The sequence below is a fragment of the Acidaminococcus sp. AM05-11 genome (assembly GCF_003472805.1).
Lineage (GTDB): Bacteria > Bacillota > Negativicutes > Acidaminococcales > Acidaminococcaceae > Acidaminococcus > Acidaminococcus hominis.
Genome location: NZ_QRMX01000036.1, coordinates 1 through 15,835 on the forward strand (window position 1 = coordinate 1; position 15,835 = coordinate 15,835).

The window sequence follows — 15,835 nt, forward strand, 5'->3', positions numbered from 1 at the left end:
GAATCCAGGAGGTTTAACTATATGCCAGTCTACTTTATTCATAGCATACCACCTTGAAGGAGGCCTGCTAGGCCGCTGCTAATCAATTTAAGCCTTAACTGTAGTGCCAGTATGGATAAGCACTGGATTCCTTACGGCTATGAATGGCCCCTTCAAGCGTGAAGGGGCTGTCAGCCTATAGGGCTGACTGAGGAAGTTCCGGTGTTCGAATACTACTACACGAACAACGTTAAAAACGGCTTGCGAACTTAAACAAGTTCGCAAGCCATTTTTTCACAGCCCCCAGCAAACACTTCATTTCAGCCCAGGTAATCCAGGGCAAATTGGACTTCAATAGCGGTTCCCGCAGGCAGTACGTCCTCGTCCACTTCAAAGCCAGGATGGTGATGGACGCAGCAGATGCCCTTCTTTTCATTCCGGGCGCCCAAAAACAGAAAGACCCCGGGGACCTTTTCCATCAGCACGGAAAAGTCTTCCGCCCCCATCTGCCGTTCCATGGGCACTAGGGCCGCTTTTCCCAGCACCTGGGTGACGGCCTGGCGTCCCAGGTCGTTGAGCTCCAGGTGGTCGTTGCTCAGCGGTGCCGGGCCAAAGAAATAGGTACAGTCTACCTGACAGCCCAGGCCTTCCCCCACTCCCTTGGCCACCTTCTCGATTTGGGCGGGCAGTCCCTTTCGGAAAGCTTTGTCAAAGGTCCGGGTGGTACCCACCAGTTCCACCTGCCGGGCGGTCCGGCCGGCTTCCCCGGTGCTGTTAAACATCCCCACCGTCAGCACGAAGGTATTTTCCGGGTCATTTTGCCGGCTGGCCAGCTGCTGCAGGGCCAGAATCACAGCCGCTGCCGCTGCAATAGGATCCCTGCCCTGCTCCGGGGCAGCCAGGGGCGCTTCCTTCCCGGTCAGGCGAATGGTAAACCGGTCGCTGCAGGCCATCCGGGGACCGTCTTCCAAGTTCACGGTGCCAGCCTCCAACAGGGCCCAGATATGCATGCCAAATATGGCGTCCACCCCCTCCAGGCAGCCTTTTTCCACGTAGTGCCGGGATTCGGTGCCAATTTCCTCAGCCATTTGAAAAAGGAATTTAACGGTACCGGAAAAATCTTCCCGGTGCTGGCTGAGGATTTTGGCGGCCCCCAGCAGCATGGCCATATGGCAGTCGTGGCCGCAGGCATGCATGACCCCGGGATTCTGGGACGCGTAGAATTTACCAGCAGGGTCCTCCGCAATGGGCAGGGCATCAATGTCCGCGCGGAGCATCAGGGTCTTTCCCGGGCCTTTCAGGCCAGTCAGGGTACCAATGCAGCCAGTAATATCCGGAAAGGTTTCCACGGCAATTCCCATTTGCTCCAGTTCTTGTGCCAAATAGTTCGTCGTATTCCGTTCTTCCCTCCCCAGTTCCGGGTGGGCATGAAGATAATGGCGCTGGTCCAGGATATAATCCTTTTCGGCCAGCGCCAGTTCCTTAACATTCCTTAGCATCAGCATATGCCTCCTTGGCTGGAAAACCGCACCTCTGACTTACAGGCAAAAGTTTCTGCGGTCAGTTCCGCCATCCGTTTTAGTTTTTCTGCCATCTCTGCCAAAAGTTCCTCGTCGTAGCCCAAAAGGGTGCCCTGCAGCTGAACCTGGTCACAGATGATATTGAATTGCTTGCCCGCCTTGACGTTTTCCAAGGCCAAGACCAGGGGCCGCAGGGGATTGTTCACCCGGCTGACCAGGGTTTGGAGGGCCTGGATAATGGCCGCAGCAGCCACAATGGCGTCTTTGCCCAAATGGGGCGTGGAACCATGGGCCGCCGCCCCATGGACCAGAATCGTAAAATCAAGTTTGTTTTCCTTTTCGCTCACAAGTGCCATAAGAACCCCTTTCTGCGGCATTTGCCGCATGGGCTGGCAAAACTGGGAGAAGAAAGCGGCTGCGCCAGCCGGCAGCCGCTTTCGTTTTTAGTGAAGATAAATGCCGCCGCCAGGTCCCAAGGGCAGGTTCAGTACTACCCAGATGGCCAGGAGTATCAGCCAGGCCACGGAAAAGCACAGGGAATAGGGCAGCATATTGGCAATGATGGTCCCCATGCCGGTGTTCTTCTCGTACCGCCGGGCAAAGCCCAGAATCAGCGGGAAGTAATAGAACAGCGGGGACAGGGGGTTGGTCAGAGAGTCACCAATCCGGTAGGCCACCTGGGTCAAGGCCGGATCGTAACCCATGAGCATCATCATGGGCACCATTACCGGTGCCAGGATGGCCCATTTGGCAGACGCGGAACCGATGAAGATGTTGATGATGCAGGAAACCAGCACCAGGCCGAAAATCAGGGGCAGCCCAGTAAAGTGCATGGCCTGCAAGCCGCCGGCGCCTTTAATGGCCAGCACCACACCCAGGTTGGACCAGGCGAAATAGCTGGTGAACTGGGAGCAGAAGAAGCACAGCAGAATGTAGGAGGAAATATCCTTGAAGGCCAGGGAAATATCCGCAAACATATCCTTGTCGTTCTGGTATTTGCCGGAAGCAAAGCCGTAGACGGCCCCGGGCACAAACAGCACCACGGTCACCATCAGGATAATGCCGGTCATAAAGGGAGACGTGGCGCTCATGATGGAATGGGTCTTGGGATCTCCCAAAATGGGGTCCGCCCCTACGCACAACAGGGCGATGACCACCAGGGTGGCCAGGGTAGCCCACAGGGCTTTGGTGACGGCCTTTTTGTTCCGGTCCGTCATGTTAGTCAGGGATTCATCCAGTTCATACTGGCTGAGATCCGCCCCGGCAAACCGGGGAGCCATAATCTTTTCCGTTACGAAGGTTCCCACCGCCGTCAAAAGGAAGCAGGAAACCACCAGGAAGTAGTAGTTGATGGCGGGAGACTGCTGGTAGTTGGGGTCAATGAGCTTGGCCGCCGCTTCCGTAAAGCCGTAGGCCAGGGAGTCGGACATGCCCAGCATAATGTTGGCGCAGAAGCCTGCGGCCACGCTGGCAAAACCACAGAACACCCCTAGCAGTGGATGCCGGCCCATGCTGAGGAAAATCACCCCAGCCACCGGAGGCAGGACCACAAAGGCCGCATCCCCGGCTACGTTGCCGTTGATGCCGATAAAGATGATGACAGCGGTGACCAGGGCGGGAGATGCGGATTTCAACATCTTCTGCATAAAGGCCGCCAGAAAGCCGCTTTTTTCAGCTACCCCGGCGCCGATAACGCACACTAGCACCATGCCCAAAGGAGCGAAACTGGAGAAGTTGGTGACAGCCTTGCTCCACATCTGCCGGAAGCCCTCCACGGAAAGCAGGTTCACTACTTTGATGACCTTGCCCGTACCGGGGTGCACTGCGGAGACGCCCATACTGCCCAAAAGGGCGGAACAGGCCACCACAATCAGGGCCAGCAGAATAAACAGACTGGCCGGATCCGGCAGTTTGTTGCCGGCCACTTCCACCATGTTCAGAAAGCGGTCCATCAGACTTTTTTTCTGGGTGGTTGGATTTTCTGTTGTCATAGCTATCACTCCTTTTTGTCAGCGCTTCCCAATAAATACAACATTTTCTGCTCCATGAGGGAAGATAGTTCGTTTTTATTATAAAAGATATAAAAAAACATGTCTAGAAAATCCATGTAAAATCTTCTTTACACAGGCTTTTTCGCTGATTTTCAGGCTAAAAATGGAATAAATGAAACAGTGCAGGCAAATAATGGAAAAGCAGAAAAGTTTGGGATAATACCAAACGATTATTTTTTATTAGTATTATGCGTTCGTTATGTTTTTCAAGCCTCCTTCTGCAATTCCTTTGGGTTTCTAATTTCTGCGTTTTTTTAACTAAGTTTATTTTTATTTTTCCTCAAATTTCGTTAAGTTAACGTAAAAAAATAAGGCTGCAAAAAATGCACAGGCATTTTTTCACAGCCTTACGGTATATTCTCTTATACGTTCACAGGATAGCCCAGTTTCTTGAGCAGCTTCCGGTAAATGGGGAAAATGGCATTTTCCGGGCTATCCGGGAAAGCGGTTTCCGGCAATTGCAAAATAGGCACCCAATGGGCGGCGTTGATTTCCGGGGACAGCACCGGTTCCTTTTTATGGGTAAAGCCCATAAAGCAGTGCATCAGCATATCTCCCCGGCCAAACCAATGGGTCCCAGCATATTCCAATTCTTCCAGGTCCAGGCCCAGTTCTTCCTTGACTTCCCGCAGGGCAGCGGCTTCCGCGGTTTCTCCAGGAATAATAAAACCGGAAGTGATGACCTCGTACTCTTTGGACAGGTATTCCTGCCGACACAGCATTACTTCATCCTGTTCGTTGTAAATCAAGATGATTACACAGCTGGCAAAAGTATCAAACCAATATTTCTTACAGCTATTGCAGTAGGGAATCAGCCCATCATCCCCAGCCTGCCGGTCCACCAGTTTCTGCCCGCAGTGGGGGCAATATTCATAATGCATGGAGTTTTCCTGCCTTTCTGTTTGCAATCCTACAGTGACAGCATACGCCGCCGGGCCCATCCCTGTCAACTTGTTTTACCCGCAGGGAGCGGACCTTTTAGCCAAAAGAATACCGTTTCTGCCCCTGGACGCAAGTTAGGCAGGTCCTCCCCCAGAGGGGAGAAACCTGCCTAACGATAGAAACCCCTTCTAAAAGGCTTCCGTTGCCTTATACTGTAAGCGTGGGTGCCGTATACACCCGGGTCAGCAATTCGGCATTCAGCGCATAGAGACCCTTAGGATCCTTGCCAAACAGCTCGTATTTCTTGATGATATCCGTAATGTTCTTTTCTTCTTCGCCCTGTTCCTTCACAAACCAATCATAGAACTGCATGGTCCGGTAATCCTTTACCTTATCTGCAGCCTGATAAATGGTGTTGATCTTGTTGGTAATATACCGTTCATGTTCCAAAGCAGCCTTCAGGGGTGCTTCCAAATCAGCATATTCCCGGGTAGGATCCTCAATGGGTCCGAAAACAACCTTGCAGTCGTTGTTTTGCAGGTAGGTTCTCATTAAGAGGGCATGATCCCGTTCTTCCTGTTCCTGAATCTCGAACCAATGGGCAAAGCCATCCAAGCCCTTTTCCTGATAGTAGTTGGCAAAATCCAGATACAGATAGGCAGAATAAAATTCAAATACAACCTGTTTGTTGATCAGATCTCTAACTTCATCTGTTAACATAAGAAATCCTCTCCTTTGAGGAGTCAACTGGCTCCATCTCTATTATAGCAGTTTTTAATAAAATTACGACTGCTTTTTGGGAAAGAAAATCCTTTTGTACCATTGTCATTGGGCCAATACGGCCTGAAAACGCTTTTGGGCCGCCGCCAAAAATTCCGGCGCTACGCCTAGCTTTTCCTCAAAGGGCGGCTCCGGGGTAACTACCTGAAGTACATCCGGGTGCAGCTGCTGGACGGCCTGGGTAAAGAAGGCCAGGGAGGTTTCATCATCGCTATAGCCTTTCACCAGGGTAATTTCCAGCCGGAATATGCCCTTATATTTTTTCCGAAAGGCCACCATATTGGCCAGATGCTGCTCCACCGTATAGCCGTGCAGGGGCCGCTGGGCCTTGAGGAAAGCCTCGTCCCGGCCCATTTTCAGCTCCCCGATGACTTCCTCACACTGCCGGGCCAGGCCTGCGCAGCGGTCATCTCCATACAGGTAGCCATTGGACAGCAGGCGGATGGGCAGCTCCCGTTCATGGATCCGCTCAATGACTTCCGCCAGGCCTGCGTGCAGAAAGGCTTCTCCCAGGGAATTGATGAAAACCAGGTCCGGCTTCACCGTATCCAGCTTTTGGTCCAGCTCGGCCAGGGCCTCCGTCAGGCTGCCAAAGCTCCGAACCAGGTCCGTTTTCTCATGGTGCAGCTGCCGGCTGACCGGGCAGAAGATGCAGTCAAAGACACAATACTTGCCCGGCAGAATATTCATTTCCAGAATTTTGCGGCCCTCTTCCTCATAGGGCTCCTTGTAAAAAAAGCCTTGCATTTTCTTAGCTCCTTAAAAATTAGTGATATTTTCCTTAATGAAAGAGACTTAGAATGATATTCAGTACAATACTGATGACAATGCAGGTCACCACAGGGAAATAAAAACTGCCATGGCTGCCGGTAATCTTGATATCCCCGGGCAGGTGTCCAAGGGGCAGGAATCCGGACCCCAGCTCGATCAGGGCACCGATGATGATGCAGAGAACGCCCACGGTGATCAATAGTTTGCCCATACACTGCTCCTTTCCCAGTCTTCTGACTGCCCATGTTTTCCAACGTTCCCTATTGTAGCAAATTTCTGTCATTTTGGCACAAAAATTTTGTAAAAAATCCAAAAAACCGGCTCTGTCATTCCACTCTCTAGCCAGTGGAATCACAAAACCGGTTTTCTGCGTTGTGCGGAGCTCTCTCGCTTTGTGTGGAATTGAACCAAAGGGGATGGCAATCAACCTGTGATTGGGAGGGTTTTGCAAAAGGTTCAAGCCCGAAGGGAGCCAAGGGAAAGTGCTTTTCTCTAGTTCAGGCGGCCCTGTCATCCACGGAGATGCTTCCCGGCGGCAACTGGAGTTTTGCAGCCAGGGACCAGGGGGCCTGTTTTTTGGTACTTGCCCATGGGGAGAGATACTCTCTGTAACACATGAAACAACTATAGCAGGTTCTATATACAATGTAAAACAATGATTTACCAATATTTCCACAAGGTTTTCCTTGTGATATAATGGAAGCCATGTAAAAGGAGACTGCCCATGGATACTTCACAAAAAATGTTTCTTCTGGCTGTGGAAGAAATGAACTTTACCAAAGCCGCCCACCGGGCCTACGTGACCCAGCAGTGCCTCAGCGAGCATATCCGAAACCTGGAAAAAACGCTGGGGACCCAACTGTTTTTCCGCACTCCCCGGCTCCAGCTTACCCCTTCCGGAAAGGCCCTGTACGAAACCCTCCAGCAGATGTCCCAGCTGGAAGCCAACCTTCACGCCCGGATCAACGAGCTGGAACAGGGACAGGTAGGCGAAATCCGCTTTGGACTCAACACCACCCGGGCCCGGCTGTTCCTACCGGAACTGATGAAAGCCTACCACCAGCGCTTTCCCAAAGTCACCCTGTCCGTAACCCTGGGGGATACGGAAGCCTTGATGGAAGACCTGCTAAAGCAGAAACTGGACCTGGTCCTGGGGGTGGACGCTCCGCCCAGTACGCTGCTGGAGCGGATTCCTGCCGGAGAAGAAGCTCTTTTGGTAGCCGCCACCAACTCCTTCCTGAAACGGTACTATAAGGGCGGCCGAGGCTGGCAGGACTTCCACACGGGGGACGCCATTGACCTGCGCTCCTTTGAGCCCTTTCCCCTGGCAGGGAACCTGAATGTCAGCACAGTACTGAAACTGGCGGGTTCCTACTTGTGGCAGCTGGATATTGTGCCCAAGCAGATTGTTTCCATCAGCGATTACGATACCCAGCTGAACCTGTCCGGCCAGCAGCTGGCAGCTACTTTCTGTGCTTCCTTTATGCTGCCGGCCATCCAAAACCAGAACCAGCTGCATCCCCAGCACGAACCCCTGCTGGCCCTGAAGCTTTCCGGTTTTTCCCATCCCATCAGCATTGAGATTCTCCGGCCCCGGCAGCTGTTTGTACCCAGGTACCTGGAAGAATTTATTTCCCTGATCCAAGCCCACCTGGTGGTGTGGCATGAAAAGATTGCCCAGGCCCTGGCCTAACTTTACACGGTGAAAAAAGCGATGCCCGAATTGGACATCGCTTTTTATTATGGAAAATTTTATTTTCCCATTTTTATTTTTAATCAGTGTACAGCCATACAGCGCCTTTTTCGGCCCCTTCCACCACTTTCCGGTACTGTTTCATAATGCCGTAGGCAGGATGGTCCGGTTTTACGATTTCTGCCTTCCGGCGTGCCAGCTCTTCCTCCGAGACTTCCACTTCCAGCAGGTGCTTGTTCAGGTCGATGTGGATCATATCCCCGTTCTTGACGCAGGCAATGGGCCCACCGTCCCAGGCCTCAGGAGAGATATGGCCCACACAGGGACCTCGGGAAGCACCGGAAAAACGGCCATCGGTAATCATGGCCACGGATTTTTGCAGCCCCATGCCGATGAGCATGGCCGCAGGAATGGACATTTCCCGCATGCCCGGACCGCCTTTAGGGCCTTCGTAGCGGATGACCAGTACGGAGCCCGGTTTCACATCGGAGTGCAGCAGGCAGTCCATGACTTCTTCCTCGGAATCAAAGACCACTGCCGGACCCCGATGCTCGAACATGGCAGGGTCCACGCCACTCTTTTTCACCACCGCGCCTTCCGGCGCCAGATTGCCGTAGAGCACGGAGAAACAGCCCTTTTCCTGGAGAGGATGCTCCAGGTCGTGGATGATGTTCCGGTCTATGGGGCGGGTAAACCGGTCCAGGGCTTCCTTCAGGGTGCCGCCCATGGCCAAGGGGACTTCTGTATGGAGGAATTTTTCCAGGGTCTTCAGGCTTCCCAGGGCGCCGCCAGCCTTGCCGTAATCAATCAGGTTGTATTGGGAAGAAGGCTTAAATTTGGCAATCAGGGGTACCCGTTCCTGAATGGCATCAAATTCTTTCAGATTCAACTTCACCCCGGCTACTTTGGCGATGGCCTGGATGTGCAGGGCAAAGTTGCTGGAACCGCCGGCAGCAGAGGTATGCATAATGCCGTTTTCCAGGGACTCCCGGGTCATAAAGGTTTTGGCCGGAATCTGCTGCCGGGTCAGTTCCACAATCCGTTCGCCCACGTCCCGGGCCTGTTTGAATTTGGCGGATACGCAGAAGGGCATGGTGGCGGAACCAAAGGGCGCCAGGCCGATGGCTTCAGCAAACACTGCCATGGTATTGGCCGTGCCGTACATGGAGCAGGTACCGCAGGAAGCGCACATATTCTGGCGGTAGCGGTGGAAGGTTTCCTCGCTGATTTTGCCGGCTTTCCATTTGCCGATAGATTCCTTCAGGTCCGGGGTGGTGTAGACCACACCGTCTTCCTCGTAGGGCAGCATGGAACCCGGGGGCAGAAACAGGCTGGGCAGGTTCAGGGAAGCGGCGGCCATGAGCATGCCGGGAACAATCTTGTCGCAGGCACACAGGAATACCAGGCCGTCAAAATTGTGGGCCCGCACCATGGTTTCGATGGAGCCGGCAATCAGGTCCCGGCTGGGCAATACGTACTGCATGCCCCGGAGCTGGGCCATACCGTCGCAGGGAGCGGGCACGTTAAATTCGGCGGGAGCGCCGCCGGCCGCCCATACCCCTTCCTTCACGTACTGGGCCAGTTCCTTTAAGGGCTTATGGCCGGGGTTTACTTCATTCCAGGAATTGACGATGCCAATAATGGGCTTGTGCAGGTCCTTATCCCGGTACCCGCAGGCATTCATCAGGCCTACGTAATAGGCCTCTGCATTGGGATCAATATGACTCATAATTTATTACTCCTTTCAAATAGGCAGTTTGCAAAATACCAGTTTTACCGGAGCATTTCTGCCGTGTACAATTCGTTTTCGTATATTACCTGACGCATAATATCCATGAAATCCGTTAGATATTGGGGACGGCTGGAAAGCTCCGGCCAGACAATAGACAGATTGACCGTCCGTTCCCAGCCGGCAATGCGAAAGACCAAAAGCCGCTGTTCCTCTGCCCTGCCCCGGTTATAGGCTGCCACCTGGGACAGGATGGTCTGGGGACAAAAGGCCGCCGCCAGTGACCGGCCGCAGAGGGAAATTTGGGTTTCGTAATCACTGACGCTGAACTGCTGGGTAAAGACGATGCCCTGCTGCAGCAGAAAGTGATGACACAGAGCGGCAAAACTGCTGCCTTCCCGGTTGCCGGTAAGGGGCAGACTGGGAAAGGCTGCCAGGTCCAGGAAATCTCCGGATACGGGAGGGCGGCGGTCCGTGCTGCCGGGCAGGTGCTGCTGGAGAAATTTTTCCGTAGCCAGCAAGAATACCTGGTCCCGGGAAACCGTTTCAGAGTGGAGAACGGGATCCGCTTCGTAATTAACGCCTAAAAATAAATCCAGTTCATTATTAATTAGCCTTTTTTCTAAGGAAACGTTGTCATCCAGCACCACGGATACTTCCACATGGGGATAGCGGCTTTGGAAACGTTCATAGATTTCCGGCAGCAGTACCCGGCCCCGGGAACTGTTGATACCCAGGGTCAGGGAACCCAGGCTCTCCTGCTGAACCTGTTCCAGCCGGGACTTCAGGTCATGCTCCAGGATTTCCACTTTCCGCAGGGTTTCAAATACCATACGTCCTGCCGGCGTCAGGGTAAGTTTGGGGGACCGCTTGAACAGTTCCACATTCAGTTCCTTTTCAAACTGTTTGATATTCTTGCTCAGGCACTGCTGGGTTACAAAACCCCGTTTGTCGGCTTTGGTAAAATTCATTTCTTCCACCGTCAGCAGGAACAATTTTTGCATGGTTTTCAAGCAATCACCCCATTTGAGATTTTAGCGGAACAGGCTGATAACCACCGTTGCCAACAGTCCGGCAAAAGCCATTACGTGCTGTCCAACGCAAAGTGTTTTTAAGGAAGTTTTGGTATCGTAGCCAAACAAGTTGGCGAATACCCAGAAATAGCTGTTGTTTACATGGGAACCGAAGCCGCTGCCTGCACAAATGGACAGGAATGCTACAATCGGATCTATGAGCCCGTTCTGCATCAGGGGCAAGGTCAGGGTGGAAGCTACAATAACAGCCACCGAAGAAGAACCCTGAACAAACTTGGAGAACCCGCAGATCAGGAAGGGAATCAGGATAATGGGCAGGGACATGCTGCTGAGTGCATTGGCCATTACCGTGCCTACACCGGTGAGATCAATGACCTTGGCCAGGGCACCGCCGGCAGCGGTAATGAAAATTACCGGACCGGAGGGGGTCAAGGCTGTAGTCATGGAAGCAAACACTTCTTCCCGAGGAATGGAACGGTACAGCATCAAGATAGCCGAAATGATACCCAAAGCCAGAGCAATGTTCTTATCGCCTAAGACTCCAGTCACCGCCAGGACAGAACTGCCCTTGGGCAATACCATTTTACAAGTTGTATTCACCAATATCAACACGATGGGGACCAGGATAGGAATAATGGACTGAATGAAGGAAGGCATGGGCAGGTTATTGGGCTGCTCCTTTTCTTCTGCCAATTCCTGAACCTGTTCTTCCATTTTGGCAGCTGCACTCTTAGTGAACCAGCCCTCCGGCTTCGGGGCAATAAACAAGCGGCAGAAGGCCAAAATAGCTACGCAGTCTACAGCGGAAACAATCAGGCCCCACAGAATGGATTCACCCAGGTCAATACCCAGGATGGAAACAATGGACAAAGGCGCCGGCGTAGGAGCCACAAAAGTGTTGGTGGTCAGAAGGGACAGCGCCAAAGCCGTGGCCAGGGAACCCAGACCCAAACCGCTTTTCTTGGAAACAACCTTCACCAGCGGTGCCAGCATAATCAGGGCTACATCACAAAATACATGAATGCTTACCAGGAATCCGGTGGCACTTAAAGCAATATCCGCCTTTTTCTTGCCGGTAACCTTCAGCAAGGTGGATGCAATGCGCTGGGTGGCGTTGGATTTGTCCAAATAGTCCCCCAGGATAGCGCCAAAAATAATGACAATACCAATACTCTTACAAATTCCCCCAAAGCCCGTGGCGATGGTGTCGATGGCTTTCTGGGCCGGCAGGCCACAGCCTACGCCGATGATCAGTGCCCCCAGAAGCATGGACATGAAGGGTCCGATTTTTGTTTTGATCATCAAAGTCAGCATAATTGCCAGGCCAATCAGAAATGGAATCATCAGTGCCATAACTATTTACCCCTTTTCTCTTTGTTAGATTGGATTTAACTCCGTTGTGCAACCTACACTTACCGCACCACAATAGTGCTTTCCCATCCCCTGTACGCTGCCTTACAGGAACCTGGTTCCTGCATCCTTTGGAAACACCGCCGCGCAATGGCAGTGCCTCAGCGAAAAGACGCCTGAATGTTCTGATAAACTCCGGCGCATTCCCTTTCCCTGACAAAGGATTTCCGATACCCTCCCTTCCTGTTAGGACTTGGACTGTTCCATTCCGAACAACAGACCGTACACAGGATTTGTTCAGCTACAACTTAACATCATTTGAGGTAAAATAAAAACAACCTTTTAGCGTATTTCCACAACTTTCCGTTGTACCACAAGGGATGGACCGCTTTTCTTTTTTCTTCAATAAATATAGTTGCGGCGCAAAAAAAGCACCCTCCTGATAATAGGAATGGGTGCTGCACAAAATTATAGGGGTAATTATAGGCGGCCAATGGCTTCCAGAGCCAGCCGGGACCGTTCACATTCGCTTTCCAGCATGGTAACCTGGCAGCATAGGGGGCTGCCCTTCATTTTTTCTGAAGCATAGCTGAGGCCGTTGGTACGCTCATCCAAAAAGGGCTTGTCAATCTGCTGGGGATCCCCCAGGAGAATAACCTTGGTGCCCTTCCCTGCCCGGGTAATGATGCCCTTCACCTGGTTAGGGGTCATATTCTGGGCTTCATCGATGATCAGGTAAATCTTTTCCAGGGAACGGCCCCGGATAAAGTTCAGGGCTTCCATCTGAATCAGGTTCCGGTCAAAGACTTCTGCCAGAACGCTTTCCAGTTCCAGTTCATCGTCATACCGGGCCGTATCGTCCTTATCCAGCAGCTGTTCCAGATTATCCATAATGGGCCGCATCAGGGGAGAAATTTTTTCCTGTTCGTCCCCTGGAAGAAACCCAATATCCGTATCAAACTGGGCATTGGGCCGGCAGATCAGAATCCGCCGGTATTCGCCGCTGGGGTGATCCAGCAGCTTCTCCAGCCCCACGGCCAGGGAATAGAAGGTTTTGGCCGTACCTGCCTGCCCCTTGATAATTACCAGGGGAACTTCGTCCGCCGGCTTCATCAGAGCTTCCTGCATAAAATACTGGCCCGCATTCCGGGGCTTGACCCCATAGGGCGTATCCTTGGCGTAGGCAAGGGGCACCACCCGGTCCCCCCAAACCCGACCCAATTGGGTTTTCCGCAGGGAGGCGTCAGCCCGCAGCAGGATAAACTCATTCTGGTAAACCGTTACCGGCAGAACCTGCCCCGCCGCATCGCATTGGTACAACTGAGAAACGGGAATCCCCTGCTCCCCAAACCGGTCAAAGAACGGCTCCGGCACATAGCATTCCTGCCGGCCCCGGTACTGCTGCTCTCCTGTAAGAACCTGCTGGGAACTGAAATCCTGGGCCTCAATGCCCAGCAGCTGGGCTTTCGGCCGCAGTACCAGGTCCTTGGTTACCAAAATGGGTTTCTGGTCCCGAAGGTGGAAACAAACTTTAAGGATTCGGTTATCCCCCTTGTCCTCCGGCAGCCCTTCCGGCAGCTCCTCATGAATGCAGTTAGGTTCTACCCGAAGCCTGCCGCCGTGGGGCAGTGCCGCCCCGGCAATCAGGTCATCCTGCCGTCTCAGGTTTTCCAGGTAACGGATTACCTTCCTGGCATTATAGCCCTTTTCTCCCTCTGCCTTTTTAAGCCCGTCCAATTCTTCCAGGACCACCAAAGGCAGAACCAGTTCGTTGTCCTCAAAGCACTCCAAAGCACCGGGGGACTGGATCAGCACATTGGTATCGATTACATAGATTTTTCCCATAGGTACGCCGCCTTTCTTTTACAGCCAAAGCTTCTCAAGAAATGGTTCCTAGGGATACCCTATCAAAGAAAAGTAGGAGAAACAGCAAGAAAGGGTAAAGATTGGGTAATATCTGAAATTTTTACTCCGTCAGGGCCTGGTTCAATGCCTTCAGGATATGGCCGCGCTGTACATATTGCTTTCTATACATAGCCGTATGCTCCCCATTGGGCATAAATTCATCCCGTACCGCCAACTGACGCTGCAAAGCGTCCTTCAAATTGGGCACATCGCCTACAGCGTAGGCAGCTACCACACAGTTGGTGGGAACGGCGCCGCCGGCTACCTGAAGGGTTACCACCCGGGTATCCAGCATATCCGCCTTGATCTGGTTCCACAGGGCATCCCGGCTGCCCCCTTCGGTAATGGTCAGCTGGGACAGGTCAATCCCTGCTTTCCGATACCGGTCGGTAATTTCCATATAATCGTAGCCGATGCCTTCCAGTACGCAGCGCCACAGTGCCCCCTGGTCAGAATCCAGGGTAAGCCCGGTAAAGGTGCCCCGAACATGAATATATTCCCCATTGCTGCCGGTAAGATAGGGAATAAACAGGGCCCCGTTGCAGCCAGCGGGATGGGCTTTGGCCAGCCGGTCCAATTCTCCATAGTACAAATCATCGGTTTCCTTGCGGGCAATGCTGTCCTTGAACCAGCGCAGGGCCAGCCCTCCAGTCCGGACCATGCCCCAGTAGAAATACGTGCCGGGCAGGGTACCGGAATTGAAAATCAAATTGTTGCCGGGAGAAGACAGGGCGGGAATGATGCCGTCCGTGGCTGCACAGAACATGGAACAGGTGCCGGCCACGTCCACCGCCCGGCCCGGTTCCAGAATGCCGCTGCCCATCATGGACTCCATGGTATCCCCGGCCCCGGCACAAATGGGAATTCCAGCAGGAAGACCCGTTTCCGCAGCATCGGCTGCACAAAGGGTACCGATAATATCCCAGGGCTTCACAATCCGGGGCATGTACTTGGGGTCAATACCCAGGATAGAAAGCTGCTCCGGAGACCATTCCTTCTTGAGGACGTTATAGCCTAGGCCCCAGCCGGACATGGTACCCCAATCCACAAAAGCTTCCTCACCGGAAAGCCCGGCCAAATGCATCAAAATATAAGGGCAATTGTGAACGAACTTCACGCCCCGTTCCCGGACTGCTGGAATATTTTTGAGAAACCAGCGAGCGTACATGGCAGGAAACATAATATGGGGTTCCGGATTCCCAGTTTCTTCCGCCCAAATGGATAAATGCTGGGCCTTCAGTGCTTCCACATCGTCGGAAGTCCGGCTGTCCAGGTAGTTGATATAGGGAGAAATGGCGTTGCCCTCTGCGTCCACACAAACAATGCCGCAGATAACGCCGTCCCCCATAATGGAACGGATCTGGCCCACGTCCAGTCCCTTGGCTGCCATTTGCCGGCTGCAATCCCGCATACATTGTTTAATCAGCTGATAATATTCCCCCACATCCATCTGTACCCAGCCCGGCTGCGGGTAGAGCAAGGTGGTAGGAGCCGTTGCCATAGCCACTTCCTGGCCTGCCTCATCGTAAATGGCAACCTTCACACTTTGGGTTCCTGCGTCAAACCCCAGATAATATTTTTTGTCCATACTGACACCGTCCTTTACGGCAGCCCTAGAAATAATGCTGCCAAGTTCCCCTCTATCATAACAAAAAACTGCCGGATCCGGAAAACATTTTCCCGGCGTCCGCAGGACAAAAAAGATGAGAAAAATGCATGGAAAGGCACAAAGAAAAAAGTGAAAAATATTTCATACCAGCAACAGGGTCTATAAATGGCCTGATGTGAAAAGAAATACAGAAAAAACCAGAAATCACAGGGATTTTATGCATAAATAGCTAAAATTATAGGCACATGGATAAGAATAAAAGAAGTACCTGGAATACGGCAGCCTGCGGTCAACCTTTCTGCCCTAAAACAACAGCCCAGCACGTTCCCGGGTTCTCCCGGAACGCGCTGGGCTATTTGACTTTACATACACGCTTGAAGGAGACTAAAAAGGTAAAAGAAAAACGCCTGAGCGATTTCTCACTCAGGCGTTTGCCTAACCGGCAGCTTCCTATCCTCCCGGACCGTTTCCAGTCGAGTACTTTCGGCGTATGAAGGCTTAACTACTGTGTTCGGCATGGGAACAGGTGGAT

General features: G+C 52.6%; 13 protein-coding genes and 1 rRNA gene. 1 reads left to right on the top strand and 13 read right to left on the bottom strand.

What is annotated here, in order from left to right; genetic code table 11:
* Positions 1–299: 299 nt before the first annotated feature.
* The 7 genes from DW089_RS10255 to DW089_RS10285 form a co-directional block, all read right to left on the bottom strand.
* Positions 300–1,478: a M20 family metallopeptidase gene (locus tag DW089_RS10255; RefSeq protein WP_105326580.1), complete on the bottom strand. Its 1,179-nt coding sequence runs from the start codon at positions 1,476–1,478 to the stop codon at positions 300–302.
* On the bottom strand, positions 1,478–1,846 hold the full coding sequence (locus tag DW089_RS10260; protein WP_199614892.1) for a peptidase dimerization domain-containing protein: 369 nt from the start codon (positions 1,844–1,846) through the stop codon (positions 1,478–1,480). Before DW089_RS10260 ends, DW089_RS10255 begins: the two co-directional genes overlap by 1 nt.
* Positions 1,847–1,942: 96 nt before the next feature.
* The gene (locus DW089_RS10265) at positions 1,943–3,490 is read right to left on the bottom strand and encodes an AbgT family transporter (protein WP_105326582.1); all 1,548 of its coding nucleotides are present in this window, start codon (positions 3,488–3,490) and stop codon (positions 1,943–1,945) included.
* 422 nt (positions 3,491–3,912) lie between these two features.
* Positions 3,913–4,431, bottom strand: coding sequence for an NUDIX domain-containing protein (locus DW089_RS10270; protein ID WP_105326583.1), 519 nt, complete (start codon positions 4,429–4,431; stop codon positions 3,913–3,915).
* A 208-nt stretch (positions 4,432–4,639) separates the two neighbouring features.
* Positions 4,640–5,152: a ferritin gene (locus DW089_RS10275; RefSeq protein ID WP_105326584.1), complete on the bottom strand. Its 513-nt coding sequence runs from the start codon at positions 5,150–5,152 to the stop codon at positions 4,640–4,642.
* Positions 5,153–5,257: 105 nt separating this feature from the next.
* Positions 5,258–5,959, bottom strand: coding sequence for a radical SAM protein (locus DW089_RS10280; RefSeq protein ID WP_105326585.1), 702 nt, complete (start codon positions 5,957–5,959; stop codon positions 5,258–5,260).
* A gap of 34 nt (positions 5,960–5,993) precedes the next feature.
* Complete coding sequence (locus DW089_RS10285) at positions 5,994–6,194, bottom strand: DUF2905 domain-containing protein (protein ID WP_105326586.1); 201 nt, start codon at positions 6,192–6,194, stop codon at positions 5,994–5,996.
* A gap of 513 nt (positions 6,195–6,707) precedes the next feature.
* On the opposite strand from DW089_RS10285, the gene DW089_RS10290 reads away from it, so the two are divergent.
* Positions 6,708–7,676, top strand: coding sequence for a LysR family transcriptional regulator (locus tag DW089_RS10290; RefSeq protein ID WP_105326587.1), 969 nt, complete (start codon positions 6,708–6,710; stop codon positions 7,674–7,676).
* Between the two features lie 79 nt (positions 7,677–7,755).
* Here the strand turns inward: DW089_RS10290 and DW089_RS10295 are convergent, their stop codons facing one another.
* From DW089_RS10295 to rrf, 6 genes are all read right to left on the bottom strand, one after another.
* Entirely contained in the window at positions 7,756–9,405 is a 1,650-nt protein-coding gene (locus DW089_RS10295) for a dihydroxy-acid dehydratase (protein WP_105326588.1), read from the bottom strand.
* 44 nt (positions 9,406–9,449) lie between these two features.
* Positions 9,450–10,409: a LysR family transcriptional regulator gene (locus tag DW089_RS10300; RefSeq protein ID WP_231086860.1), complete on the bottom strand. Its 960-nt coding sequence runs from the start codon at positions 10,407–10,409 to the stop codon at positions 9,450–9,452.
* A gap of 30 nt (positions 10,410–10,439) precedes the next feature.
* Entirely contained in the window at positions 10,440–11,783 is a 1,344-nt protein-coding gene (locus DW089_RS10305) for a GntP family permease (protein WP_233547599.1), read from the bottom strand.
* 486 nt (positions 11,784–12,269) lie between these two features.
* On the bottom strand, positions 12,270–13,634 hold the full coding sequence (locus DW089_RS10310; protein WP_105326591.1) for a PhoH family protein: 1,365 nt from the start codon (positions 13,632–13,634) through the stop codon (positions 12,270–12,272).
* A gap of 121 nt (positions 13,635–13,755) precedes the next feature.
* Complete coding sequence (locus tag DW089_RS10315) at positions 13,756–15,282, bottom strand: FGGY-family carbohydrate kinase (protein WP_105326592.1); 1,527 nt, start codon at positions 15,280–15,282, stop codon at positions 13,756–13,758.
* A 458-nt stretch (positions 15,283–15,740) separates the two neighbouring features.
* Positions 15,741–15,835, bottom strand: a 5S ribosomal RNA gene (rrf, locus tag DW089_RS10320); the annotation flags it as partial.